The organism is Acidisoma sibiricum, from assembly GCF_057837225.1.
Genome location: NZ_CM174445.1, coordinates 3,307,261 through 3,333,160 on the forward strand (window position 1 = coordinate 3,307,261; position 25,900 = coordinate 3,333,160).

The 25,900-nt window shown below is 65.2% G+C and carries 22 protein-coding genes; 12 read left to right on the forward strand and 10 right to left on the reverse strand.

Annotated elements, in window-relative coordinates; genetic code table 11:
- Window positions 1-47: 47 nt before the first annotated feature.
- The 4 genes from AC3G7M_RS15790 to AC3G7M_RS15805 all read right to left on the reverse strand — a co-directional run bounded on the left by AC3G7M_RS15790 (window position 48) and on the right by AC3G7M_RS15805 (window position 4,676).
- Window positions 48-1,154: a substrate-binding domain-containing protein gene (locus AC3G7M_RS15790; RefSeq protein ID WP_489213082.1), complete on the reverse strand. Its 1,107-nt coding sequence runs from the start codon at window positions 1,152-1,154 to the stop codon at window positions 48-50.
- A 49-nt stretch (window positions 1,155-1,203) separates the two neighbouring features.
- Complete coding sequence (locus tag AC3G7M_RS15795; RefSeq protein ID WP_489213083.1) at window positions 1,204-2,250, reverse strand: ABC transporter permease; 1,047 nt, start codon at window positions 2,248-2,250, stop codon at window positions 1,204-1,206.
- 11 nt (window positions 2,251-2,261) lie between these two features.
- On the reverse strand, window positions 2,262-3,770 hold the full coding sequence (locus AC3G7M_RS15800; RefSeq protein ID WP_489213084.1) for a sugar ABC transporter ATP-binding protein: 1,509 nt from the start codon (window positions 3,768-3,770) through the stop codon (window positions 2,262-2,264).
- A 141-nt stretch (window positions 3,771-3,911) separates the two neighbouring features.
- On the reverse strand, window positions 3,912-4,676 hold the full coding sequence (locus tag AC3G7M_RS15805; protein ID WP_489213085.1) for an SDR family oxidoreductase: 765 nt from the start codon (window positions 4,674-4,676) through the stop codon (window positions 3,912-3,914).
- 302 nt (window positions 4,677-4,978) lie between these two features.
- Here AC3G7M_RS15805 and AC3G7M_RS15810 point away from each other — a divergent pair, with 302 nt between their 5' ends.
- Entirely contained in the window at window positions 4,979-5,530 is a 552-nt protein-coding gene (locus AC3G7M_RS15810) for a biliverdin-producing heme oxygenase (RefSeq protein ID WP_489213086.1), read from the forward strand.
- Complete coding sequence (locus tag AC3G7M_RS15815) at window positions 5,527-8,067, forward strand: HWE histidine kinase domain-containing protein (RefSeq protein ID WP_489213087.1); 2,541 nt, start codon at window positions 5,527-5,529, stop codon at window positions 8,065-8,067. Before AC3G7M_RS15810 ends, AC3G7M_RS15815 begins: the two co-directional genes overlap by 4 nt.
- Window positions 8,068-8,113: 46 nt before the next feature.
- Here AC3G7M_RS15815 and AC3G7M_RS15820 read toward each other — a convergent pair whose 3' ends face one another.
- Complete coding sequence (locus tag AC3G7M_RS15820; RefSeq protein WP_489213088.1) at window positions 8,114-9,178, reverse strand: aldo/keto reductase; 1,065 nt, start codon at window positions 9,176-9,178, stop codon at window positions 8,114-8,116.
- Between the two features lie 179 nt (window positions 9,179-9,357).
- On the opposite strand from AC3G7M_RS15820, the gene AC3G7M_RS15825 reads away from it, so the two are divergent.
- On the forward strand, window positions 9,358-10,086 hold the full coding sequence (locus tag AC3G7M_RS15825; RefSeq protein ID WP_489213089.1) for a metallophosphoesterase: 729 nt from the start codon (window positions 9,358-9,360) through the stop codon (window positions 10,084-10,086).
- Here AC3G7M_RS15825 and AC3G7M_RS15830 read toward each other — a convergent pair.
- The 4 genes from AC3G7M_RS15830 to AC3G7M_RS15845 all read right to left on the reverse strand — a co-directional run bounded on the left by AC3G7M_RS15830 (window position 10,061) and on the right by AC3G7M_RS15845 (window position 15,327).
- Window positions 10,061-10,672 (reverse strand): YceI family protein, encoded by a 612-nt coding sequence (locus AC3G7M_RS15830; RefSeq protein ID WP_489213090.1) that lies wholly within the window; start codon window positions 10,670-10,672, stop codon window positions 10,061-10,063. The genes AC3G7M_RS15825 and AC3G7M_RS15830 overlap by 26 nt on opposite strands.
- Window positions 10,673-10,747: 75 nt before the next feature.
- Window positions 10,748-12,841: an ATP-dependent helicase gene (locus tag AC3G7M_RS15835; RefSeq protein ID WP_489213091.1), complete on the reverse strand. Its 2,094-nt coding sequence runs from the start codon at window positions 12,839-12,841 to the stop codon at window positions 10,748-10,750.
- Window positions 12,842-12,873: 32 nt separating this feature from the next.
- Window positions 12,874-13,875 carry a hypothetical protein gene (locus AC3G7M_RS15840; protein ID WP_489213092.1) on the reverse strand — a complete coding sequence of 334 codons (1,002 nt, stop codon included), beginning with the start codon at window positions 13,873-13,875 and terminating at the stop codon, window positions 12,874-12,876.
- A gap of 6 nt (window positions 13,876-13,881) precedes the next feature.
- On the reverse strand, window positions 13,882-15,327 hold the full coding sequence (locus tag AC3G7M_RS15845; protein WP_489213093.1) for an MBOAT family O-acyltransferase: 1,446 nt from the start codon (window positions 15,325-15,327) through the stop codon (window positions 13,882-13,884).
- Between the two features lie 170 nt (window positions 15,328-15,497).
- Here AC3G7M_RS15845 and AC3G7M_RS15850 point away from each other — a divergent pair, with 170 nt between their 5' ends.
- Both AC3G7M_RS15850 and AC3G7M_RS15855 read left to right on the forward strand, forming a co-directional pair.
- Complete coding sequence (locus tag AC3G7M_RS15850; protein ID WP_489213094.1) at window positions 15,498-16,646, forward strand: ATP phosphoribosyltransferase regulatory subunit; 1,149 nt, start codon at window positions 15,498-15,500, stop codon at window positions 16,644-16,646.
- A gap of 31 nt (window positions 16,647-16,677) precedes the next feature.
- Window positions 16,678-17,967, forward strand: coding sequence for an adenylosuccinate synthase (locus AC3G7M_RS15855; RefSeq protein ID WP_489213095.1), 1,290 nt, complete (start codon window positions 16,678-16,680; stop codon window positions 17,965-17,967).
- A 136-nt stretch (window positions 17,968-18,103) separates the two neighbouring features.
- Here AC3G7M_RS15855 and ykgO read toward each other — a convergent pair whose 3' ends face one another.
- Window positions 18,104-18,229, reverse strand: a complete 126-nt coding sequence (gene ykgO, locus AC3G7M_RS15860; protein ID WP_227306753.1) for a type B 50S ribosomal protein L36 — start codon at window positions 18,227-18,229, stop codon at window positions 18,104-18,106.
- Between the two features lie 336 nt (window positions 18,230-18,565).
- On the opposite strand from ykgO, the gene rfbB reads away from it, so the two are divergent.
- From rfbB to sucD, 7 genes are all read left to right on the forward strand, one after another.
- Window positions 18,566-19,621, forward strand: a complete 1,056-nt coding sequence (gene rfbB, locus AC3G7M_RS15865) for a dTDP-glucose 4,6-dehydratase (RefSeq protein ID WP_489213096.1) — start codon at window positions 18,566-18,568, stop codon at window positions 19,619-19,621.
- A gap of 67 nt (window positions 19,622-19,688) precedes the next feature.
- On the forward strand, window positions 19,689-20,561 hold the full coding sequence (gene rfbA, locus AC3G7M_RS15870) for a glucose-1-phosphate thymidylyltransferase RfbA (protein ID WP_489213097.1): 873 nt from the start codon (window positions 19,689-19,691) through the stop codon (window positions 20,559-20,561).
- A 191-nt stretch (window positions 20,562-20,752) separates the two neighbouring features.
- Window positions 20,753-21,319, forward strand: a complete 567-nt coding sequence (gene rfbC / locus AC3G7M_RS15875; protein ID WP_489213098.1) for a dTDP-4-dehydrorhamnose 3,5-epimerase — start codon at window positions 20,753-20,755, stop codon at window positions 21,317-21,319.
- A 15-nt stretch (window positions 21,320-21,334) separates the two neighbouring features.
- Window positions 21,335-22,234 carry a dTDP-4-dehydrorhamnose reductase gene (rfbD, locus tag AC3G7M_RS15880; RefSeq protein WP_489213099.1) on the forward strand — a complete coding sequence of 300 codons (900 nt, stop codon included), beginning with the start codon at window positions 21,335-21,337 and terminating at the stop codon, window positions 22,232-22,234.
- An 8-nt stretch (window positions 22,235-22,242) separates the two neighbouring features.
- Window positions 22,243-23,181: a glycosyltransferase gene (locus AC3G7M_RS15885; protein WP_489213100.1), complete on the forward strand. Its 939-nt coding sequence runs from the start codon at window positions 22,243-22,245 to the stop codon at window positions 23,179-23,181.
- 485 nt (window positions 23,182-23,666) lie between these two features.
- Window positions 23,667-24,863 carry an ADP-forming succinate--CoA ligase subunit beta gene (gene sucC, locus AC3G7M_RS15890; protein ID WP_489213101.1) on the forward strand — a complete coding sequence of 399 codons (1,197 nt, stop codon included), beginning with the start codon at window positions 23,667-23,669 and terminating at the stop codon, window positions 24,861-24,863.
- A gap of 1 nt (window position 24,864) precedes the next feature.
- The gene (gene sucD / locus AC3G7M_RS15895) at window positions 24,865-25,740 is read left to right on the forward strand and encodes a succinate--CoA ligase subunit alpha (protein ID WP_489213102.1); all 876 of its coding nucleotides are present in this window, start codon (window positions 24,865-24,867) and stop codon (window positions 25,738-25,740) included.
- The last annotated feature ends 160 nt before the right edge of the window (window positions 25,741-25,900 follow it).

A 25,900-nucleotide genomic window follows, 5' to 3' on the forward strand; every position in this document is an offset into this window, starting at 1 on the left:
GATCTGCATTCCGGCCGCAGGAACGCCCTGCGGCCGGCCGGCTCGGCTTATTGCACGCCCCAAATGGCCTTGTAATGGTTACGATAGCCGTTATCCGGGTCAAAATTATCGTGTGGACCGCCGTCATAGGCGATATTCGCCTGAGTCACGACATGGAAAGGTGCCACATAGCCCGACCAGTTCTGCCCGGCCAAAGCCCGGTTCAGCTCATCCACCAGCTGCCAGCCCTGCAGGTTCAGCGGTTCGGCCACGGTGACCGACTGATACTGGCCGGCGCGTATCCGCTCATAGGCCGATTTCGAGCCGTCGCCCGCCGCGACCGCCTTCGGACTGCCGGTGCCGTCGATCCCGGCATCTTCCAGAGACGGGCCCATGAAATCAAAATAGATATCGTTGATGGCGAGGCTATGCGTCCATTTCGCGCCGAGTTTCTGCAGCAGCGATGTCGTCAGCTGCGGCATGCGGCTTGATGTGTCGGCAATCGGCGTGTCTTCGTAGGCCAGGACCTTGCCGCCCAAAGCGAGGATGATTTTCTCCATCTCCTTGGCCTTGGCGACGGCGATCTGATATTGCCCGTCGGTGAAGATGACGACACCCGGCTTGCCGCCCGCATCGACATAGGCCCAGTCGGCGGCGGCCCGGGAGACGAGCATGGGGTCGGTCGAGACATTGACCTTGACGGATGTCCCCGCGATGGGGCCCAGCGCCGCACCGGCATGCCAGGCGACGATCGGAATATGGGCCTGATCGGCCGCCTGCAGTCCGGGCTTCTGCTCGATCGGATCGAAGCCTTCGACGACAATGCCATCGGGTTTGAGGGCAAGCGCCTGGCTGAAGGCCGAGGTGCGGCCGGACACGGTGCCGGCGCCGTCAATCACGCGGACATTCCAGCCGATCGTCTTGGCCGCTTCCAGAAATCCGTTGGTGACGCCGAGGATGCCGCCGTTTTTCATGTCGCCGGCCAGCACCACGATGGTCTTGCCCTTTTCGGCCTTGGGTCCTGTCGTGGGTCCGTCCCAGGTCGTGACATGGCCGGCATATTTGGCAATGAACGCCTTGGCATCCGCCATCGGATCGGCATGGGCGGCGCCAATCCCGGCGCCAAGCACAAAGGCAAGCGCCGAGCACGCCCGCAGCCGCTGCATCATCGTCATGGCCTCAATCCTCCGTTTTCGATTGTTTTTGTTGTTGTCGTTGTCGTCGTCAGGCTGATGTCTTGGGCCGCAGACGCGCCGCCCCCCGCCGGCGCTGCGCATAGCCCGCGATGCCGATCGCAATCAGCAAGGTGACGCCGTTGAACATCGGCTCCACCCAGAAGGAACCGCCGAACTGCTGAATGCCGGCGATGCCGATGGCCAGGATCGCGACACCCACCATGGTGCCCCAGACATTGACCCGGCCCGGCTTGATGGTGGTCGAGCCGAGGAAGGCGCCAACCAGCGCCGGCAGCAGATATTCCAGACCGACGCTCGCCTGACCGATGCGGAGCTTGGAGGCAAGCAGCACGCCCGCCACGCCCGTCAGCAGCCCCGAGGTGACAAAGGCGCCGATCGTATAGCGCTGCACCGGGATACCGTTCAGCGCCGCCGATTTCGGATTGGCGCCGATGGCGTAAAGATAGCGCCCAATGGGCAGATGCTCGAGCACGAACCAGAGCACGACGGCGAGCCCGAGGACATAGAAACCGGTGATCGGCAGATGGGCGATGCGCGTCGCGTTCAGCGCCAGAAAGCCGTGCGGCAGCACGCCCACGACCTGCTCGCCGCCGGTATGCCACAGGGCGATGGCATAGAGGACCGTGCCGGTGCCGAGGGTCGCGATAAAACTGTCGATGCGCGCGACTTCGACCAGGATGCCGTTGAGCAGTCCGACAAAGGCGGAGAGTGCGATCACGACCGCGACCGCCACCGGCCAGCTGATGCCGTAATTGACCTGCAGGCTGATCGCCAGGATGTGCCACAGGACGATACCATAGCCGACCGTCAGATCGATCTTGCCCGATACCATCGGGATCATCGCAGCGAGCGACAGCAGCGCGATGATCGCCTTATCGGCGATGATCGACCGCAGATTGAGCATGGTCGGAAAGGTATCCGGCAGTAGCAGGGAGAACAGCAGGATCAAGGCCAGCATGAGGATCGGCAGGCCATAGACTGGCAGCAGCCGTACCAGCTTCTCAAGCGGGCTGGCGCCGGCCAGTTCCTTGGCCGTCGGCTCCAGCGCGTCCGAGCGCACCGAGTTAATTGCCATGGTTCGTTTCCTTATGCGGCTTCGGAGGCAGAGGCGGCCGCGATTACCGCCTCCGTCGTCAGCGCGTTGTCTTTGAGTTCGGCGATGATCTGTCCACGATTGAAGACCAGCGCACGGTGACAGATATGCGCGATCTCCTCGAAATCCGTCGACACGACCAGCACGGCGAGGCCGGCGTCCAGCGCGCGCGCGATCAGCCGGTAGATTTCGGCCTTGGCGCCGACATCGACGCCCGCCGTGGGGTCTTCCGCGATCAGCAGGCGCCGACCCGTCGCGAGCCAGCGGCCGACCACCACCTTCTGCTGGTTGCCGCCCGAGAGGCCTTCGATGGCGAGATCGGGATCGTTCGGCGACAGGCCGACAGAGGCGCCGAGCGCACGGGCGGCCGCTGCCTCCTTGCGCGGCGACAGTGGCTGAAACAGACCCCGTCCCGAAGCACCCGGATTGAGGAAGGTGTTTTCGCGGATGGACAGGCTCGATGCGATCGATTCCTCGGCCCGGTCACGCGCCATGAGACCAATACCGGCGCCCAGCGCCGCGCGGGTGGAGGACAGATCCGGCGCCTTGCCGTCTAGCAGGATTTCGCCCCGGTGCGGCAATGTGCCGAACAGTGCGCGCCCCACCTCCTCCTGCCCTGCACCGCGCAGACCGACCAGACCCAGCAGTTCGCCCTCGCGCAGATCAAAATCGACCGGTCCGGCATTGGGCGTGGTCAGGCGGCGGACGGAGAGCCGGGTGGCGCCCGGACGCAGCGGCGCCTTCTCAAACAGGCTGAGATTGGAGCGCCCGACAATCCAGGCGATCAGCGCATCCGGCGTTGTTTCTGCAACCAGGCTTTCGCCGATCAGCGCGCCGTCACGCATGACGACAACACGATCAGCGATCCGAAAAATCTCATCCAGCCTGTGGGAGACATAGATCATGCCGACACCGCGCGCGCGCAGCGTGCGGATGGCCGTGAACAGCCGCTCCACTTCGTTGGCAGGCAGGCTGGCCGTGGGTTCGTCCAGCACCAGGAAGTCGCAGTCCACGACCAGCGCGCGGGCGATGGCGACCAGCGACTTCTCCGTGCGGCTGAGGCTGTGCACACGGCTGCCGGGGTCGATATCGCAACCGATGCGCGCCAAAGCTTCCGCCGCGCGCTCTTCCGTGCGGCGCCAGTCGATCGCGCCGAACAAAGACGGCCGGGCGGCGAAACCTTCCGCCAGGCTCATGTTTTCGGCAACCGTCATCCATTCGATCAGACCCAGATCCTGATGGATGAAGGCGACCCGATGGCCGGCACCGCCGGCACTCTGCACGCGATGCCGATAGGGCACGCCGTCGATGGAGACCGTGCCCTGGTCCGCCCGGACAATGCCGCCCAGAATTTTGATCAGCGTCGATTTGCCGGCGCCGTTCTCCCCCAGAAGGGCGACGACTTCACCGCGCGGCACATCGAAACTCACCCCTTTCAGGGCCCGCGTGCCGCCGAAGGTTTTGACGATGCCGTCAAACCTCAGCCTGCCTTCCCCACTCATCACGGCCTCCCCCGGGGGCTTACGCCCCTCATTCTATGCAAGGCTCTTGTCGGCGCCGGCACGTCTTCTTGACGAAGATGGCGCCGGCCTGGACGTTTTATTCAGGCGTTACTTCACGACGTGCGTCTGCAGGCGCGTCGTTCACAGGCTGGCGGTAATACCGCCATCGACATACAGGATATGACCATTGACGAAGCTCGATGCGTCAGAGGCCAGAAAAACCGCGGCGCCGCCGAGTTCGGCGACCTCCCCCCAGCGGCCGGCCGGCGTGCGGGTTGCGAGCCAGCCGGAAAACGCCGGGTCATCGACCAGCGCCTGATTGAGTTCGGTGCGGAAATAACCGGGCCCCAGCCCGTTGATCTGCAAACCGAGCTTGCCCCAGTCGGTCGCCATGCCCTTGGTCAGCATCTTCACCGCCCCTTTGGTCGCCGTATAGGGCGCGATGCCGGGCCGGGCGAGTTCGCTCTGCACCGAGCAGACATTGATGATCTTGCCGTGGCCGCGCGGAATCATATGCCGCGCCACGGCCTGGCCTACGAAAAAGACACTGTCGAGATTGACGGTGGTGATCTTCACCCAGGCTTCGAGCGGGAACTCGTGCAACGGCGCGCGATGCTGCATGCCGGCATTGTTGAAGAGGATTTCGATCGGTCCGATCTCGCGCTCGACCGCCGCCACACCCTCGGTCACCGCAGTTGGGTCGGTCACGTCAAAGGCTTCGATCTGCACGGCGAAGCCGCGACGATCCGCGAGATCAGCCTGGGCCCGAATCAGCGCGTGCCGGTCACGGCCGTTGAGCACAACCTTCGCTCCCGCTTCCGCAAGCGCTTCCGCGATGGCGAACCCTATGCCCTTGCTCGAACCCGTGACGAGCGCGATACGGCCGGTGAGATCGAAGAGCTTCAACCTTTTCCCCAATTCAGTCTTTGCGGCCCGTCTGAAGCGGTGCTTGTGCGAGGAATGTTAGCGATAACGATAACGCTGTCAAGCGATGGTGAGCGGCCGGGCACCGCCTGCACGAGACCATAGGCGACGGAAGCGCTACAAAGCGCTAGAGTATCAGGCGTCCGTCGTCCCGGTCGCTGCTCCCGGTGCGTCTCACACTGGCGGATTTACACGATTGTTTCGATCTGCATGTTCAGCCTCTCTCAGAAAATCGGATAAATGCTCGTCCAACGCCGCCCCCGTCCCTGTGCTTCGCTCACCTGATGTTGGCCGCCCGCACCCGGCTGCGCGCCGCCACGGCCCCCGCCCATGCCGAAGTCGATGAGATTTTCTCGCGCTTCGACCTATCCAGCCAGGCCGGCTACCGGGATTTTCTGGCAGCTCACGCAGAGGCCTTGCTGCCGGTCGAAGCCTGGCTCGACAGCCATGCCCCGGGCGTGATCGCGGATTGGCCATCGCGCCGCAGGGCACAGTTTCTGGCGGACGATCTCGCAGTGCTGGGTCTGACCACGCCCATGGCGGCGGCGGCACCTTTCACCAGTATCAGCCACCCGGCCGCCGTCATCGGCGTTCTTTATGTCGTCGAGGGCTCTCGTCTCGGCGGACGGGTGCTGGCCCGGCAGGTTCCGGCTGACCTGCCGGCCACCTATCTGACGCCCCATGCCAACGCGCCCAGCTGGCCCGGCCTGATGCAGCGCCTGGATGAGATCGTCCGCGACGAGATATCAGAAGAGATTGCGATAACGGCTGCCCTGCAGACCTTTGAGCGATTCGCGCAGGCCGGTCGGACATCGGCCCCCGGATCTCCGGCATGAGCGGGACCCAGGTCGATCTGACCAATTGTGACCGGGAGCCCATTCACCTTTTAGGGGCAATCCAGCCCTTAGGCTTCCTGATCTGCCTGACCGCAGACTGGCTGATCGCGCGGGCCTCAGCCAATGTGATGGCGTTTCTCGGCCGCAGTGCCGACGATCTGATCGGTCTGCCAGCGACCGCGATTTTCGCGCCGCAGGCACTGCATGATCTGCGCAACAGGTTGACGGGTCTTCAGGGGCCCGATGCCATCGAGCGAGTGTTATCGCTCCGCTGCATCGACGCCAGACCGGACCAGCTCTTCGATTGTGCGCTGCATTTTTCGGACGATAAAATCGTCATCGAGGCCGAGCCCAGCCGGCACGAGGATTATGTCGATTCGGCCGCCACCATCCGCTCCATGATGGCGCGGCTCGATCAGCCGAGCGACCGTGCCGGCTATTTCAAAGCCGCCGCGCGCCAGCTGCGTGCTCTCACCGGTTTCGACCGTGTCATGGTCTATCGCTTCGATGCCGACGGGTCCGGCGAGGTGGTGGGCGAAGCGGCGCGCCACGATGCCGGCAGTCTCCTTGGCCTACACTACCCGGCATCCGATATTCCGCAGCAGGCCCGGGCACTTTACCTGCGCACGCCGCTGCGCATCATCGCCGATGTCACGGCGGAGCCGGTGCCGGTCCTGCCCGCGCGCGATGCGGCAGGCGGCCTGCTTGACATGTCATTGTCGGTGCTGCGCTCGGTCTCTCCCATCCATATCGAATATCTGCAGAATATGGGCGTCGCGGCCTCGATGTCGGTCTCGATCATCATCGAAGGCAAATTATGGGGGCTTTTTGCCTGCCATCACTATGCGGCGCTCTGCCCATCCTTTCAGAAGCGCACCATCGCGGAACTTTTCGGCCAGATGTTCGCGCTGAAGCTGGAAAGCCGCGATCGCCAGGAAGCCGCGGCCTATGAAATCAATGCCCGCCATGTGACCGACCGCCTGCTGGCATCGGTCGCCAGCGACGTCTCCCTGCTCGACAACCCGGAATGGGTCGGGGAGATGCTGCGCACCATCATTCCCTGCGATGGAATCGGGATCTGGATCGGAACCAAGAGCGCCTGCGGCGGCTCGGCGCCGCCGCCCGATGCCATCCCTGCCATTGCCCGCCGCCTCAATACCCTGGCTGCCGGGCGCGTCTTCGCAACCGATCACCTCGCCGCCATCGTGCCGGGGGCGGAAGCCTATGCGGCGCAGGCGGCGGGCGTTCTCTCCATCCCGATCTCCCGCACGCCGCGGGATTATGTGCTGCTGTTCCGGGAGGAGCGGGTGCGCCAGGCGCGCTGGGCGGGCGACCCCGAGAAGCCCGTCAGTTACGGCGCGCACGGCGCGCGCCTGACACCGCGCGAAAGCTTCGCCGAATGGCGCCAGGAAATCCGCAACCGCAGCGAACCCTTCAGCGCCGCCGAGCAGCGGATCGCGGAAACGCTGCGGGGATCGCTGATCGAAGTGGTGCTGCGTCTGTCGGATGCCGCCCAGAGCGAAAGGCAGACCGCGGCCGAACGACAGGAATTGCTGATCGCGGAACTGAACCATCGCGTGCGCAATATTCTGGCGCTGATCCGTGGGCTGGTGCGTCAATCGCGCCATCCCACGGGTCAGGCGTCCGATTACATCGCCCTTCTTGAAGGTCGCATCGAGGCTCTGGCCCGTGCGCATGACCAGATCACCCAGGACAACTGGGCCCCGGCCCTTTTGCGGTCGCTGATCGAAACCGAGGCCGCCGCCTATCTCGGCGGGAAGCGCGGGCGGATGGACATACAGGGCGATGCGGTGCTGCTGGAACCCTCCGCCTTCTCGACCATGGCCCTGGTCATCCACGAACTGATGACGAATTCGGCGAAATATGGCAGCCTGTCGGATAGCGGCGGTGTTCGCGTGACTTGGAAGCGGGATGCCGCGGGCGACCTCATCATCGACTGGCTGGAATTCGGCGGCCCCGTGGTGCAGGCGCCGCTGCGGCAGGGTTTTGGCACCACCATCATCCAGCGCTCGGTCCCCTATGACCTCAAAGGCCAGGCCCAGGTCTGGTACAAGCCAGCCGGTTTCGAGGCCCAGTTCATCATCCCGGCGCGCTATGTGCGGCTGGCAATAGAGGACCCGCGGCTGGTCAAGATCGCGCAGACCCCGCAGACGCCCGATAGCGGAACGCCGCTCTCGGGCCGGGTGCTTCTGGTCGAAGACAACCTGATCATCGCCATGGATGCGGAAGATATCCTGACGCAGCTGGGCGCCACCGCTGTTCTGACGGTTTCAAACGTCGCGCAGGCCCTGGAAACCCTGAGGACGGCGCTGCCGGACATTGCCGTGCTCGACATCAATCTGGGCGAAGAAACCAGTTTTCCCGTCGCCGACGCCCTAAAGGCGGCCGGCGTTCGCTATGTCTTCGCCACCGGCTATGGCGATCAGCTGCGATTGCCCGAAGCCCATGCCGGCACGCCGACGGTCAAGAAGCCCTATACGGCCGCGAGCCTGTCCCGCCTCCTGGAAAGCGATTGAGCGCAATCGCCGGCGCGCGACGGATCGTGCGCCGGCAGGGACCGCGTCAGGTCCCGGACGTCTGCAGATGCGGCCCGATCAAGGTGAGATCGATCGGCCCGAGGCGGTCCGCCGCAGTCTTGGCCTGATGCCAGTAGGGATATTGCAATGGCTGCTGGCTGACGGCGTCCAGCCGGGCCCGCTCGTCCGCTGACAGTTTCAGGTCGGCGGCGGCGAGGTTCATCGTGAGCTGCTCGTCCGTCCGTGCGCCAATGACGACCGAGGTCACGGCCGGCCGGCCCAGCAGCCAGGCGAGCGCCACGGCCGCGGGGGACACGCCGCGGGCCTCGGCAATCTCCACCAGCACCTCGATCGTGTCGTAAAGCTTGGCTTCGTCGTGGACCGGCGGCTCGCCCCAGTTCTGGAAATGGCGGCTGCCTTCCGGCGCGCCCTGGCCGCGACGATATTTGCCTGAGAGCAGGCCGCCGGCGAGCGGGCTCCAGACCAGGATGCCAAGGCCCTGATCCAGGCTGATTGGCACCAGCTCATTCTCCACGTCGCGCGACTGCAGCGAGTAATAGATCTGCTGGCTGACCAGCGGCACGAACCCGTTTGACCGCGCCGTTTCCATGGCTTTCATGAGATGCCAGCCCGAGAAGTTGGACGCGCCGACATAGCGCACCTTGCCGGAGCGCACGAGCGTATCCAGCGCCTCCATCGTCTCTTCCAGCGGCGTCAGCCCGTCCCATTCATGGAGCTGGTAGAGATCGATATGGTCAGTGCGCAGACGCCGGAGGCTCGCCTCGCATTCGGCGATCAGATGATAGCGCGAGAGACCTGCGTCATTCGGCCCCGGACCCATCGGGAAGCGGGCCTTGGTCGCGACCAGCAGGCGGTGGCGGCGGCCTTCCAGCGCTTCGCCGAGGATCTCCTCCGAACGCCCTTGGGAATAGATATTGGCGGTATCGACGATATTGACCCCGGCATCGAGGCACAGGTCCAGCTGGCGTTGCGCGCCGGCCAGATCGGTCGAGCCGGTCTTGGCGAAGACGGTCTCTCCGCCGAAGGTCATGGTGCCGAAGGTCAGCACGGAGATCTTAAGGCCCGATCGGCCTAGAATACGGTATTCCACCAGTTTCTCCTCAAACGTCTTGCTGCGTTATTCGCCGGCGGACGGCCCCGTCCAGCGTCCCCACCAGCCTATGGCGTTTGGGGTAGCGCTACCAGACCCGGTGGCCGACGCAGCCCAAACATCCAGCCATGCGTGCAGCAACCTCTCACGCATTGGCAAAAGACATGCTTATAAATGCAATGATGGTTGAAGCTCCGCTATCGATTCCCGCTAGTCGTCCCCTGCGTGTCGTCGGCGATGTCCATGGCGATGCGAGCGCTTTTGCCTATGCCGCCGATACGGACCGGTTCCTGGTGCAGCTGGGCGATCTGGTCGATTACGGACCGGACAGCGCCGGCGTCCTGCGCATCATGTTCAACCTCATCGATCATGGCCAGGGCCTGTTCCTGCTGGGCAATCACGATCTCAAACTTGCGCGCTTTCTGTTGGGCCAGAAGGTGCGCAGCAATGCCGAGCTTGTCGCGACCCGACGCCAGATGGACGAGCCGCTGCGGCAGCGCTTCCTGGCGGAAGCCGCCCGCGCGCCGCTATGGCTGCAAAGCGGGCTGCGGCTTTTCATCCATGCCGGGTTTCATACCGACATGCTGCTGGGGCCTTCGCCGCAAATGGAAATCGGGCGGGCGATCGGCGTTCCGGCCCGCGCGCTGTTCGGCGAGCCGACCGGCCAGACACAGACCGATGGCTTCCCCGAGCGCAGCCTGCGCTGGGTGCATCGCATTCCGGCAGGCGTTACCGTCTATGTCGGCCATGACCGCCGCAGCCAGGACGGACGGCCGCTGGAGCAATGGTCCCGCAGCGGCGGGCGCGCTGTCTTTCTTGATACCGGCGCCGGCAAGGGCGGGCATCTGTCCTGGATCGATCTGCCGCCACTGGAAGATGCGGTCAGGGCGCGCGCAGCGTCGCCGTGATGCGCAGGTCAACCTGATCGGCGATCAGCGGCCGGTCTGCCACCATGCCGAATGCCGTGCGGTTCAGCGTACTGGTCGCGGCAACGCGGATGGCCGCAACGCCGGACAGGGTCAGGCGCGTCATCCTGCCCTGCAGCGTGGCGGGCTGCGTCACGCCACGGATGGTCAGCCGTCCGGTCACCGTGAAGCGGTCCTCCGCCGTCACCTGCACATGATCACTTTGAAAATGGATCGTCGGGAAGGACGCGTGATCGAAATAAGGTGGTGAGCGCAGCGTCTGCGCGCCGCCAAAGGGCACCGTCATGGCAGCATCGTCCACGACGACGTCGATGCTGACCTCGCTGGGATGGGCCGTGTCGAACAGGATATGTCCTGCAAAGCTGTTAAACGCGCCGTCCACCGGCACGACCCGCGCAACCTGGGTGTGGAAGCGGATATCAGCGCTGCCAGGACCGATCGGATAGTCGATCACCGCAGCCCGCGCGGCGGTCATGGCACCCAGCATGAGAACCCCTAGCAGGCAAGCGACCAACCGACCTGCAGTGCCGCCCATATCGGTTCCCCTGCCGTCTGACACGACGGTCATGCTCCATACCCTGCTCCGCCAGACAGGACTACGCGACGCACCAATTAAAGTTACCCCCAGCAATCACCGACGCGCTCAGCCGCGACCCGAGGGAAGGCGCTGCCTGGACTTGAAAGCCGCGACCATCCGCGCCGTTTCCGCCTCGTCCGGCAGGATGCGGCCAGTGTCGGCGGGTGGCTTGCGCGCCCCGGATGCCCGCGTCGCGGACTTGGCGCGACCTTTGGACGGGGACTCGGACCGCGCGTCCGGCACCGAGCCGGTCAGCAGATTACGCGGAATTTCGGCGATGAAGCGGGAGGGGTGGCTTTTCCACTGCCGCCGGCGATGCACGTAGCTGAGCGAGAGCGTGTAGCGGGCGCGCGTGAGACCGACATAAAAAAGCCGGCGCTCCTCCGGCAGCGAGCCCTGCGGCTCGGCCCGGCGGCTGGGAAAAACCCCCTCCTCCAGCCCCGCCATGAAGACATGGTCGAATTCCAGCCCTTTGGCGCGATGCAGGGTCATGACCTGGATACTGTCCGGTCCCTCGGGCTCGGCATCGAGCGCGCCCAAGGCAGCGGCCTCGGCAAAATCGGCGACGGAGCCCAGACGGTCGGCACGGCTGAGCAGCGCCTGCCAGGACCGGCGCAGCGGCGCACGGTCACTCAGGTCATCGGCGAGGCCGCTTTCCCCGGCTGCGATCTGCAAAGCCTCAGAGGGTTTGGCGCGGCGCGCGGCGATGCGGTCACCGATGCGGCGGGCGACATCCAGCACGGCTGAGAAGGCCTTGCGCTCCGGCTCGCTGATCGGCGCGGTGGGCACGGCATCGGCAAAGGCGATTTCCTGCTCCGTGGCGTGCTGGCGCAGCCGGGCAAAGGCCTGGCCCGTCACCGGCCGCCGCGGCAGGACACAGGCGCGCCGGAACGCGTCATCGGCCGCCGCGTCCCAGCGTTCCTGGTTCTCATGGGCATCGCGGCTGAGCGCGAGACGCAGCCAGGCAATGGCGGCCAGCACCTCGCGCGGCAATTCGGCCTCGCGGTCGCTCACCATCTGGGCAGGCAATCCGGCTTCCCGCAGCGCTTCCATGATGGGCTCGGCGACGAAGCCGGCGCGGACGAGGACAGCGCATTCGCGCAAGCTCTGGTCGCGCGATTTGTGCTGCAGGCCGCGTATCCAGGAGACCACGGCGCGGCCCTCCTCCTCCGCGGTTTCGACGCCGCGCAGCGCGATGGCATCTCCGGCCACGCCCAAAGGCGCGCCAGAATGGAGCGTCTTGCGCAGGGCTTCGGGGTCTTTCGCCGCAATGGCATTGGCGGCGGCCAGGATGGTGCGGGTGGAGCGGTAATTGGTCTCCAGCTTGATCGCCGGCGGAGATGCCGGAAAATCCTTGCCGAAGCGGCGGATATGGCCGATTTCGGCGCCGCGCCAGCCGTAGATTGACTGGCAGTCGTCCCCCACCGCAAAGACGCGGCCGTGGCCGGTCGCCAGCAGGCGCAGCAGGCGGTGCTGGGCGGCATTGGTGTCCTGATATTCATCGACCAGGATTTCGCTCCAGCGGGCGGACCAGCGCGCGGCGAGGCCGGGGTCCTTCTCCATCGCCTCAGCCGGCACCACCAGCAGATCATCGAAATCGAGCACGCGCTGGCGGCGGAGTTCGGCGACATAGGCCGGCATGACGGTGACCGCCTGATCCAGCACGTCGCCCTCGAACCGCGTGAGGGCCGGCGTCTTGGGCGGGCGTCCTTTCGGCTGCACGCCGTAATTGCGCATCAGTGAAACCGCTTCCTGCACCATGGCCATTTCCTTGGCGTCGCGCAGGCCCGTCAGCTGGCCGATGAGGGCGCGGGCGCGCGGCGGGTCCAAAATGGTAAAGCCGCGCGGCGCCTCGGCGACCATCCCGGCATCCTCGGTCAATAGCCGGGCCATGCAGGCGTGGAAGGTGCCGACCCAATGCGGCGCGCGGGGACCGAGCTTCGCCGCCATGCGGGCGCGCATTTCGGCGGCCGCGCGATTGGTGAAGGTGATGCAGAGCAGCCGCTCCGGCCGCTCGTCGCGCTGCAGGATCAGGTCGATGGCGCGGCGGGCCAGGGTTTCCGTCTTGCCGGAGCCCGCACCTGCGAGGACGAGTTGGGGCGCCGGGGCGATGGCGGCCGCGCGCTGCGACTCGTTCAGCCCCTCCAGATGATCCGACATGGCCGGGCTGGTATCATGCGCTCGGCCGGAAGTCAGGGGCAGTTCGCAGCAAGCAGCATCGCGCGCGCGGGCGGCGGGCGCAGGGGCCGTCCCAGCAAGGGGGCGAGCGCCCGGGCGAGACGAATGGAATGCCGCATCTGGCACTCCGTCACCAGATGATCCTGGGCATCGAAGAAATCGGCCCGGCTGTAGCGGCCTTCGCCCGGCAAAGCGAGAAATTGCCCGCCGCCGCTGGCATAGATGCCAGCCAGGGTCGGGCCCAGCGACGGGTCCGGCGGCCTGTCTGCAAACTCGGTCGGGAAGCCGCCGACGACCCTGATCCCATGCCCGCGCGCCCAGCCGAGGAAGTTTTGGATTTCCTGCGTGCCGTAGCCGTCACGGATCGCAGCCAGCGGCGGGTCGGCGCGGTGCAGGTTCGCCAGAAAGGCCCGATTTGCCTGCGCTTTGACGAGGCTGTGACCGAGCCCGTCACCCATCGCATTCATGTCTGCGAAGGCGGGTCTGGCGAGGGCCGGGCGAAGGGCGACGGCCGCCTGCTCAACCACGGCCGCGACCGCATCGGGCAATGTGCCGGAGAAGAGGGCCGGCAAGATCCGCCCGGCGTCGGGCGCGCGCAGAAGACCGCGGTCCCGCTGCAGCATCAGCGCCGCATCCGGCCCCAGCCGCGCCGCGCCGCGGCGGCGGGAATATTGCTCCAGTTCCATCGGCATGTAGAGCGTGTCGCCTGGCCGCAGCACCGGTTTCCAGAGGGCGAACTGGTAGTCGAGCCCAAGGCCCACCGCGACGCCGCCATTGATGCAGGCCATATCCAGCATCGGCCCCATGACGGCACAGGAATGGGAAAAGAGCGCGTTCGATCCGGCCAGGATGATCAGCCGTGGCGGCGGCTTGGCGGCGGCCATCGCGATCTTGCGGGATAGCGTGTCACGCAGCGTGCCGAGGCTGAGCGGCCGATCGAGCAGCCAGGCGAAACCCGCGCCGTAGAGCAGGATGGAGGCCAGCAGCAGGGCTGCGAGGCGCAGCAGCGGCCGCATCGGCCGTCAGAACCGGAAATAGAGAAAGGGCTCCGCGATACCGGCGAAGAACAGCGCCTGGATCATCAAGCCGCCGCTCGCAAGCAGGCCCGCCGCCCGCAGTCGCGCCGAGGCCTGACTCAGATTGGGCAAAGCCAATACGATGAACCAGCCGAACGCGAGCAGCGCCGCGGCCTCCGGCAGGCTCAGCGTGCGCGCATCGCCGAGGCCCGGCAGTACCGGCGCGGCGCCCACGATGCGGCCCAGTGCCGGAACCAGTGCGATCAAAGGCGCAGGCAGCGCGACACCATTCAGGCCGATCAAACCGCGCAGCATGGCGACGGTCGCCGCCATATCGGGCGCACGGAAGGGCACCCAGGCGAGCAGCACGAGGACCAGCGTCATGCCGTGGGCCAAAAACCGCGGCAGTCGCGCCCAGGCCGGCGCCGCACGATCCCAAAGCTGATGGAGGACGAGATAAAGCCCGTGCAGCCCGCCCCAGAGCAGAAAGCGCCAGGCCGCCCCATGCCACAGCCCGCCGAGCAGCATGGTCAGCATGAGATTGGCCAGGCGCCGCGGCGCGCCGTGACGGTTGCCGCCCAGCGGGATATACACGAAGTCGCGCAAAAAGCGGCTCAGCGTCATATTCCAGCGCCGCCAGAAATCCTGTATTGTCAGTGCCTTGTAGGGGCTATCGAAGTTTTCGGGAAAGCGGATGCCGAACAGCCGGGCGAGGCCGATGGCGATATCGGAATAGCCCGAGAAATCGAAATAGATCTGCAGGCCGAAGGCGAGCAAAGCAACCCAGGCCTCGACCAGCGTCAGCACCATGCCATGGTCGGCGGCGGCAAAACCCTGGTTCGCCAGCGGGGCAAAACTATCCGCCAGGACCAGCTTTTTCGAGAGGCCGAGGAAGATGCGCATCAAGCCTTCGGCCGCATCCTGCGCGCGCAGCGCCGTCCGCGGAGAGGCTTCGATCTGCGGTATGATCTCAGACGGGCGCACCAGCGGACCGGCCAGCAGATGGGCGAAAAAGGCAATGCAATTGGCGTAGCTCAGAAACCCGCTTAAGCCGCGCTCCGGCCTTGTATTGCGGGCTGCGCGCAGCACCATAAGCTGCTGAAACGTAAAGAAACTGATCCCGAGGGGCAGTACCAGAGGTGGTGCCGGCAGATCGAGGCTACGGGCGATCAGGCCGCCATATTTGAACAGGCCGAGCAAGCCGAGGTTGGCGGCGATTCCCGCGACGAACCAGGACCGCTGTGCGACCTTCGGTGCGATCCACCAATTGCCCAGGATCGATGCCGCAAGCAGCAGACAATCTGCTTTATTATCATATCCACAGAAGACGAAGCTGGCACACAGAAGCACGCCCAGAGCGGCGTTTCCGCCCCAGATCCGCGCGGCCAGGGCAAAGCAGCCCAGGGCCAGCGGCAGGAAGCCGAGCAGGAAAAGCGGCGTGCCGAAGAGCATGCCAAAAGCTTGAGCACAGGAATTTCGTTTCGTAAACGGATTATTATATCGTCGCCGTTTTGTCATCGCGGCTCAGGATGCTATAGCGCTGCGGCATCACCCCCACCCTGACCAAGGCGGACCTTGATCACGACGGGCGCGCGGCTGATGCGACCTGAAAGAGACGCATCGTGACCGACGACCTGTTGCCCAACCCAGCGCTGCTTCCGGCCGGTCTGCGCGACCTGCTGCCGCCCGCCGCCGAAATCGAGGCGCGCTCCATCGAAGCGATGATGGAATGCTTCGCGTCCCATGGCTACCAGCGTGTCCGTCCTCCCTTGGTGGAGTTCGAGCATAATCTGCTGGCCGGATCGGGCGCCGCGGTCTCTGAACAAACCTTCCGTCTCATGGACCCGGACAGCCAGCGCATGCTGGGGCTGCGCGCCGATACCACCCCCCAGGTTGCCCGCATCGCCAATACCCGTCTGGCCCAGGCGCCGCGCCCGCTACGCCTGTCCTATGCCGAGCTGTGCCTGCGCGTGCGTGGCACCCAATTGGCGCCCGACCGTCAGGTCAGCCAGGCGGGGATCGAGCTGATCGGCTCAGACGCGGTGGACGCGGATGCCGAGATCGTCCTGGCCGGCGCGGAAGCGCTGGCCGTGCTCGGCCTCACCGAGGTCAGTTTTGACCTCACCATGCCGACCATGGCGGCAATGCTGTTGGATCGCGCCGGGCTGCCGCCCGAGCGCCGTGCGGCGCTGGCCCATGCGCTGGACCGCAAGGATGCGGCGGCCGTCACCGCACTCGGCGGCCGCATGGCGACCACCCTGACACGGCTATTGCTGGCCGCAGGCCCGGCGAGCCCGGCGCTTGCGGCACTGCGGGAGGTTGACCTGCCACCCGAGGCACGAGCGCTGGCCGATCGGCTGGCGGCCGTCGTGGACGCCATCCGCGCGCGCGCGCCGGCCTTGCGTCTGACCGTCGACCCGCTGGAATTCCGTGGGTTTCGCTATCATACCGGTCCCTGCGTTACCGTCTATGCGCTCGGCCATCAGCAGGAGCTGGGCCGCGGCGGCCGTTACATCAGCGGCGAGCGTGAGCCCGCCACCGGGCTGACGCTATTCCCCGATGCCATTCTGGAAGCGGCCCGCGCACCCGCCTTGCGGCCGCGCCTCTATGTGCCGGCCGACACCGATCCTCTCCTTTCCGCCCGCTTCCGGGCCGAGGGCTTTGCGACCATCGCGGGCTTGGGCGGGGAGCCGGAAAACGTCACCGCCGAGGCCCGCCGCCTTCTCTGCACCCATCTGCTCAAAGATGGCGCGGCAGAACCTCTTTCCTGAACTTATAAGAAGAAGTCTGGAGTACCCGCTTATGGCGAATGTCGCGATCATCGGCGCCCAATGGGGCGATGAGGGCAAAGGCAAAGTGGTCGACTGGCTTGCCAGCCGCGCCGATATCGTCGTGCGTTTCCAGGGCGGCCATAATGCCGGCCATACGCTGGTGGTGGGCAATGAGACCTACAAGCTGTCGCTGCTGCCGAGCGGCCTTGTGCGCGGCAAGCTCGGCATTATCGGCAATGGCGTCGTGGTGGACCCCGAGGCACTGCTGACCGAGATGGCGCGGCTGCAAGCTCAGGGGCTGACGATCACGCCCGAGACGCTGCGCATCGCGGAGAACGCGCCGCTGATCCTGCCCCTGCATGGCGCACTGGACCGTGCGCGCGAGGCCGCGCGCGGCGAGCACAAGATCGGCACCACCGGCCGCGGCATCGGCCCGGCCTATGAGGACAAGGTCGCCCGCCGCGCCATCCGGCTTTGCGATCTGGCCGAGCCCGAGACGCTGTCGGCCAAGCTGGATGAGCTGCTGCTGCATCACAACACCCTGCTCATCGGCCTGGGTGCGGCGCCTTTTGAGAAGCAGGCGCTGCTCGACCGGCTGCTGGAACTGGCCCCCCTGCTGCTGCCCTTCGCCGAACCGGTCTGGGAATTGCTGGATGACGCCCGCCGCGCCGGCAAGCGCATATTGTTCGAGGGCGCCCAGGCCGTGATGCTGGATGTCGATCACGGCACCTATCCTTTCGTGACCAGCAGCAACACCGTTGCGGCGACGGCGGCTTCGGGCTCGGGTGTCGGTCCCTCCGTCGTCGGCACGGTGCTCGGCATTGCCAAGGCCTATACGACCCGCGTCGGCTCGGGTCCCTTCCCGACCGAGCTTTTCGACGAGACCGGCAGGCTTCTGGGCGAGCGTGGGCATGAATTCGGCACTGTGACGGGCCGGCCGCGCCGCTGCGGCTGGTTCGACGCCGCCATGGTGCGGCAGGCGGTAAAGGTCGGCGGCATTCAGGGTCTGGCTCTGACCAAGCTCGACGTGCTGGACGGATTTGCCGAGCTGAAGGTCTGCACGGGCTACGAGATTGATGGCAAGGTAGTGCGACACTTACCGGCGGCGATGGGCGCGCAGGCCGCAGCCCGTCCGATCTATGAGGTGCTGGAAGGCTGGCAGGATTCGACCCGCGGCGCCCGTTCCTATGCCGATCTGCCGGCCCAGGCGATCAAATATGTCCGCCGAATCGAAGAGCTGGTGGAATGTCCGGTGACCCTGCTCTCCACCAGCCCGGAGCGCGACGACACCATCCTGATGAAGGACCCCTTCGAGGGGTAAAGGCGAAGAGGCGTCACCCGCGGGCTCGTCCCGCGGGTGACGCCTCTTCGGGAAACGCGAAAAGGGCGGATGGTGATGCACCATCCGCCCTTTTCTTATTCAGAAGCCAGGCCGCGCAGATGCAGCGGCCCGCAGATTAGCCCTGGCGGGCCTTCATGCGCGGGTTCTTCTTGTTGATCACGTAGACGCGACCACGGCGGCGGACAACGCGGCAATTCTTGTCGCGGGTCTTCGCGGAACGGAGGGAGTTACGCACCTTCATTGTTTAGGCCCGATCTTGGCAAGCCGGAACCGCAAGCGGCCCGGGATGGAGTTTCTAAAAAAGAACAAGGCCGGTCTCCCGGCCCTGTCGTCCTGGGGCTGGTGCATAAGGAGGCGCGCCCGCGCTGTCAATCAATCCAGGCCGTCCCGGCTCATCATTCCAGGCGAAGGAGCCCTGCGACGGCAGAAATCCTCCCGCACAGGCCTGATACCAAGCTTGCAGACCTGACCTTATGGTCAGCGCCTTACGGTCATCGCCGAGTCCGGTAAACGCTTGCCGCACTGCCGCAAACATGCCAGTTCAAAAGCCTTGCTGAAGTTTTAGGGTGAGATCGCGATGCGTCTGCTTGTTACGGGTGGCTGTGGCTTTATCGGTTCGGCGGTGGTTCGCCACCTGATCCGCGATACCGATCACTCCGTGATCAATGTCGATGCCATGACCTATGCCGCGTCGGAAGACGCGCTGGAAGAAGCCCTGACCGATCCGCGCCATGTGCTGGTCCGCGCCGATATTGCGGACGCCGCCGCCATGCGGGATGTGTTCGCGACCCATCAGCCCGATGCGGTGATGCATCTCGCGGCGGAAAGCCATGTCGACCGTTCGATCGACGGGCCGGGCGATTTCATGCGCACCAATATAATAGGCACCTTCACGCTGCTGGAAGCCGTGCGCGGCTATTACGGCACGCTCACCGGCGAGAAGCGCGACAATTTCCGCTTCCACCACGTCTCGACCGACGAGGTCTTTGGCGCGCTGGAGGAGAATGACCCGCCCTTCAGCGAAACCACGCCCTACGATCCGCGGAGCCCCTATTCCGCCTCCAAGGCAGCGTCCGACCACCTCGTGCGGTCCTGGTACCACACCTACGGCCTGCCGGCCTTCGTCTCCAATACGACGAACAATTATGGCATCTGGCATTTCCCCGAGAAGCTGATTCCGCTGGTCATTCTCAATGCGCTCGAAGGCAAGACCCTGCCGGTCTATGGCGATGGCTCCAACAAGCGCGACTGGCTGTTCGTGGAAGACCATGCTGTGGCGCTGGTGAAGGTGCTGATCCAAGGCGAGCCGGGTGAGACCTATTGCATCGGCGCCCGCCAGCCGCGCACCAATCTGGAAGTGGTGCATGCGATCTGCGCCGAGCTGGATCGCCGCATTCCTGATCCCGCCGGCCCCCGCGCGCGCCTCATCCAGTTCGTCACCGACCGGCCGGGCCATGATTTCCGCTACGAAATTGACCCCTCTCGCGCCGAAGCCGCCATCGGCTGGACCGCCGCGCATAATTTCGAGCAGGGCCTGGTCAAGACGATCGACTGGTATCTGAACAATCGGGCCTGGTGGGAAAAGATCCGCGCCGGCAAGTATCAGGGCCAGCGGCTGGGCACGGCGGCCTGACACCGCCGCCCGTTCCGCATCATCGCGCAGACTGACTGACAACCTTTACGGAAGAATGAGATAGACCATGAAAGGCATCCTGCTCGCGGGCGGCTCCGGCACGCGGCTGCATCCCATGACCCTCGCGGCCTCGAAGCAGCTACTGCCTGTCTATGACAAGCCGATGGTCTATTACCCGCTGACGACGCTGATGCTGGCCGGCATCCGGGAGATCATGCTGATCTCGACCCCCGCCGACCTGCCGCAGTTCAAGCGTCTGCTGGGTGACGGTTCGCGCTTCGGCATCCAGTTCACCTATGCCGAACAGCCGAATCCAGATGGCATCGCCCAGGCCTTCCTGATCGCCAAGGAATGGCTGGCGGGCGACGCCTGCGCGCTGGCGCTGGGCGACAATATCATTCATGGCGAGCATCTCTCCGTCCTCCTGCGCGCCGCCGCCGCCCGGCCCGAGGGTGCCACCGTCTTCGCCTATCAGGTACGTGATCCCGAGCGTTACGGCGTGGTGAGCTTCGACGAAGCTGGCCATGCGCTGGAAATCGTCGAAAAGCCGACGACGCCGCAGTCCAACTGGGCGGTGACGGGGCTTTATTTCTACGACAAGCGCGTGACGCAGTTTGCCGAGGCGATCCAGCCTTCGCCGCGCGGCGAGCTGGAGATCACCGACCTCAATAAGTTTTATCTCGAGGAAGGCACGCTGCATGTCGAGCGTCTGGGCCGCGGCGCCGCCTGGCTTGATGCCGGCACGACCGACAGCCTGATGCAGGCCGCGACCTTCGTGCAGACTATCCAGTCCCGCCAGGGCATGCTCGTCGGCTCCCCCGAGGAAGTCGCCTTCCGCCGCGGCTTCATCGATGCCACCCAGCTGCGCGCCCAGGCCAAGCTTCTGGGCAAGACCGAGCTTGGCCGTTTCCTGAACGAAGTCGCCGACGGCCACGTCTAAGGCCGCTCCGCACATGCTACTAGGACAGCGATCCGACGCGACGTTTTGCACTTCCGGTGCTCCAGGCCTTTCACGGCCGCTCCGCTCCGGTTCTCACACGCCACGCCGGGCGGCGCCTTCATCGCCTCTCGCTCGTCCTCGCGGATGTTCAAACCGGCCTACAGACTTCTGCTGAGAATACGGAGCCATCCATGCAGGTCGAAAAGCTCGCCATCCCCGAGGTGCTGCTCATCACACCGCCGAAATTCGGCGATGCGCGGGGTTTCTTTTCAGAGACCTTCAACGCGAAGAAGCTGCTTGCGGCAACCGGTATCGACGGCCAGTTCGTGCAGGACAATCACAGCCTTTCGGTCCAGAAGGGCGTCATTCGCGGCCTGCATTGCCAGCTTGCCCCCTTCATTCAGGGCAAGCTGGTGCGCTGCGTGCGCGGAGCGATCTGGGATGTCGCGGTCGATGCGCGCGTCGGCTCGCCCACTTTCGGCAAATGGGTGGCGGCCGAGCTTTCGGCCGAGAACTGGCAGCAGCTGTGGATTCCGGGGGGCTTCGTGCATGGTTTCTGCACGCTCGAGCCCAATACCGAGGTCGTCTACAAGGTGACGGGCGACTACGATAAGGCGAGCGAGGCCGGAATCATCTGGAATGACCCTGATCTCGCTCTACCCTGGCCGGTGAGCCCGGATGAGGTCGTACTGTCCGACAAGGACCGCCTGCTGCCGATGCTGCGCGATGCCGGCACGCTCTTCACCTATCCGGCCTGATCCGAGGAAAGCGCCATGACCATCGGTCCCATCCTTGTCACCGGCGGCCAAGGCCAAGTGGCGCAGGCGCTGAAACGCCTGGCCCCAGGCCGGGATATCGAAGCCGTGGTCGTCGGGCGCCCCGACTTCGACTTCGACCAGCCTGAAACCATCCGCGCGGTCTTCGCCAGCCGGCCCTGGTCCATCGTCGTCAATGCTGCCGCCTATACGGCGGTGGACGCGGCTGAAGCCGATGAAGCGGGCGCCGAACGCGCCAATCGTGACGGCCCTGGCCTGCTCGCTGAGCTGTCCGCCGCTGCGGGCGTTCCCTTCATCCATATTTCCACGGATTACGTCTTCGATGGCGCCAAGGGCGCGCCCTACCAGGAAACCGACCCGACCAATCCGACAGGCGCCTATGGCCGCACCAAGCGCGACGGAGAGACGCGGGTATTGGCCGCCGGCGGCCAAGTGGTGATCCTGCGCACGGCCTGGGTCTATGCCGATACCGGCAAGAATTTCGTGAAAACGATGCTCGCCGCCGGCGCGAAACTGCCGAAGCTGCGCGTCGTTGCCGACCAAAAGGGCAGCCCGACGGCGGCGGCCGATCTCGCGACCGCCATTCTGGACATCATCGCCGTCATCCGGTCCCGCGGCTGGCAGCCGGAATTCGCCGGCATCTTCCATGCCACTGGATCGGGCGAGACGACCTGGCATGGTCTGGCCGTCGCGACCTTCGAGGAAGCCCAGCGCCATAACGGCCCTTTCCCCGAGGTCGAGCCTATCACCACCGCCGACTGGCCGACGCCGGCGCAGCGACCGGCTGATTCCCGGCTAGACAATGCCAGGCTTGCCCAGGTCTTCGGGATTCGTCTGCCGGACTGGCGCGCGAGCCTGGCCCGGACCGTGGACAAACTCCTGGGCCCGCAGGGCTGAGCGCCGCCATGTCGACCGCCGGGGATCGGACGCGCGTCGCGATCCTGCTATCGACCTATAATGGCGCGGCCTTCCTGCCCGCGCTGCTTGACGGTTTTTTGGCCCAAACGCACCCGAACTGGGTTCTGCTGTGGCGCGACGACGGATCGCGGGACGAGACGCCAGGCCTGATGCGGGACTGGGGTGCGGCGCATCCTGATCGGTTTGCGGAAGTCGTCGAGCCTGCGGGCAACCAGGGCGTCACGGGCAGTTTCATGGCCTTGCTGGTCGCGGGACAGGCCGCAGGCTTCACGGCCGCCGCCTTCGCCGATCAGGACGACGTCTGGCTGCCCGACAAGCTTGCCTGGGGTTTGGCAGCGCTCGCAGCGGTGCCGGCGGCGGAGCCTGCGCTCTATTGCGCGCGGCAGGTGCTGGTGGACGGCAATCTGCGCCGCATCGGCCTCTCTGCGCCGCTCGCCGGGCCTGCTGCCTTTCCGTCCAGCCTGACGCAGAATATCGCGACCGGGAACACTGTCATCCTCAACGGCGCCGCGATGGCGCTGGTGGCGCCGACCGCGCCGCCGCGGGACTGCTGGCATGACTGGTGGTGCTATCTGATGGTCACAGCGTCCGGCGGCCGGGTGCTGCGCGATGATCGCGGTGTCATTCTTTATCGACAGCATGATGCCAATGTCGTCGGCGCGCCCACCTCGGCACCGCGCCGCGCCCTCGCCGCCATCCGGCGCGGCCCATCTGCATTTATGCAAGTATTTTGGAAAAATGTAGAAGCACTGCAAAGAGAAAGCGGCAGCTTTACCCCCCAAGTGCGTCAGCAACTTGAAATCATTACTCAAAGTAGAAACGGTGGCCGGCTGGCGCGCCTGCGCGCCTTGAGCCTTTCAGGCTTCCATCGCAATAGCACTCTGCAAACGGCGCTCTTTCGTGTCTGGTTTCTGATCGGACAATGACAGTCCCGCAATCTTGACAGTGCAGACCCGCAGCAAATGTTCCAACCAATGCGCTTACGGCCAGCTTGTCGCACTGCAACAACTACGATAGCAGAAAGCCAATTCAATTCTGCCCAGGCCCCTATCCGGCGGGTTTGGCCCAACCATCCCGTCCGCCTCCCGAACCTCCGTGGAAGGACCTTTATGGCCCGGACCAAGACTGACCAGCCTGCCGCCGGCATGTGCGCCCAACGAGGTGAGACATGCGCGGCACCCGGATCAGCGGGGCGTCTTTCTGATGACCGCCGCCGGACCCTGGCGGCAAATCGGCTCTCTTCTCTCCGAATTAACGCGTGCGCCACCCGGCTTGCCCCAGTTTGGGGAAGCGGTGTGGCGCGTGCCGTTGACATCAAGCCGAACGGGACGGCGCGGCCAGGCCTTATAAGCCGCGCCGGCGCCGTGCGTTCCTTGATCGCAGTATCCAAGCAACTGGTGGGCTGACCCTCATGAACATCCATGAATATCAGGCCAAAGAGCTTCTTAAGGCCGCAGGCGTGGCCGTGCTCGATGGTTACGTGGCCTGGACCCCTGATGAGGCGGTCGCGGCTGCAGAAAAGCTTCCTGGGCCGATCTTTGTCGTCAAGTCACAGATCCATGCCGGTGGCCGCGGTGCGGGCCGCTTTTCCGATGACCCGCAGGGCAAGGGCGGCGTCCGCCTCGCCAAATCGCATGAGGAAGTCCGCCAGGCGGCCGACGCGATGCTCGGCCATACGCTGATCACCAAGCAGACCGGTCCCGCCGGCAAGACCGTCCATCGCATCTATGTCGAAGCCGGCTGCGATATCGCCCGCGAGCTGTATCTCTCCCTGCTCGTTGACCGCGCCACCTCGCGCATCCTCATCATGGCCTCGACCGAAGGCGGGATGGAGATCGAGGAGGTCGCCGAGCACGCGCCTGAGAAAATCCTGCGGGTGGCCATCGACCCGGCGACCGGCATCTCTCCCTTCCATGCCCGCGGCCTTGCGTTCGGCCTCGGCCTTGCCGGCAAGCAGGTCGGCTCGTTCACGAAATTTGTGCTGGCGATGTACAAAGCTTTCGTCGAACTCGATTGCGCGATCGTCGAAATCAACCCGCTCGTCGTCACCAAGGCGGGCGAGGTCGTGGCGCTCGACGCCAAGGTGAGCTTCGACGACAACGCACTGTTCCGTCATCCCGAGCTGGAAGAGCTGCGCGACGAGGCCGAGGAAGACCCCAAGGAACTTGAAGCGAACAAATACAGCCTCTCCTATGTCGCGCTCGACGGCACCATCGGCTGCATGGTGAACGGCGCCGGCCTTGCCATGGCGACGATGGACATCATCAAGCTCTATGGCGGCGAGCCTGCCAACTTCCTTGATGTCGGCGGCGGCGCCACGAAGGAACGGGTTACCGCGGCCTTCAAGATCATCCTCTCCGATCCGAACGTGGAGGGGATTCTGGTGAACATCTTCGGCGGCATCATGCGCTGCGACGTCATCGCCGAAGGCGTGATCGCGGCGGCCCGCGAAGTCTCCCTCACCGTCCCGCTCGTGGTCCGCCTCGAGGGCACGAATGTCGCTCTCGGCAAGGAAATCATGGCGAAGTCCGGCCTGCCGATCATCGCGGCCGACAACCTTGCGGATGCTGCCGAAAAGGTCGTCCGCGCCGTTAAGGAAGCCGCATAACATGGCCATCCTCGTCGATAGCAATACCCGCGTTATCACCCAGGGCTTCACCGGCGCCCAGGGCACCTTCCACTCGGAACAGGCGATCGCCTACGGCACCAAGGTCGTCGGCGGCGTGACACCCGGCAAGGGCGGCTCGGTCCATATCGACCTGCCCGTCTTCGACACCGTGCGCGAAGCGCGGGAGAAGACCGGCGCCACTGCGAGCGCGATCTACGTGCCGCCGCCCTTCGCGGCGGACTCGATCCTGGAAGCGATCGATGCCGAGATCCCGCTGATCGTCTGCATCACTGAAGGCATTCCGGTGCTGGACATGGTGAAGGTGCGGCGCGCGCTGATCGACAGCAAGTCGATCCTCGTCGGGCCCAACTGTCCCGGCGTCATCACCCCGGATGCCTGCAAGATCGGCATCATGCCCGGCCATATCCATCGCCGTGGCAAGATCGGCATCGTCAGCCGCTCGGGCACGCTGACCTATGAGGCCGTGGCCCAGACGACCGCGGCCGGCCTTGGCCAGAGCACTTGCGTCGGCATCGGCGGCGATCCGGTGAAAGGTCTCGACTTCAAGGACGTCATTGCGATGTTCCTGGAAGATGACGAGACCCAGGCAATCGTCATGATCGGCGAAATCGGTGGCGAGAGCGAAGTCGTGGCGGCCGAGTTCATCAAGGCCAGCGGCACCAAGAAGCCGGTGGTGGGCTTCATCGCAGGCGCCACCGCCCCGCCGGGACGCCGTATGGGCCATGCCGGCGCCGTCATCTCCGGCGGCAAGGACACCGCCGCCGCCAAGACCGAGGCGATGCGCGAAGCCGGCATCCATATCGCCGACAGCCCCGCGTCCCTGGGCAGCACCATGATCAAGGCGCTCGGCGGCTAGTCCGACAGCTCGTTGAAGTGAACAAATGTCCTGCTCTGCGAAATACGGCTAGAGCAGGGCATTACTATGCGTAGGGGTCAACCCAGGCGTTTGACTGTGTTGTCTCCTAATCAACCGGCACGCACTATTTTTGAAGGGCGCCGCAGCCTATAGCACTTGC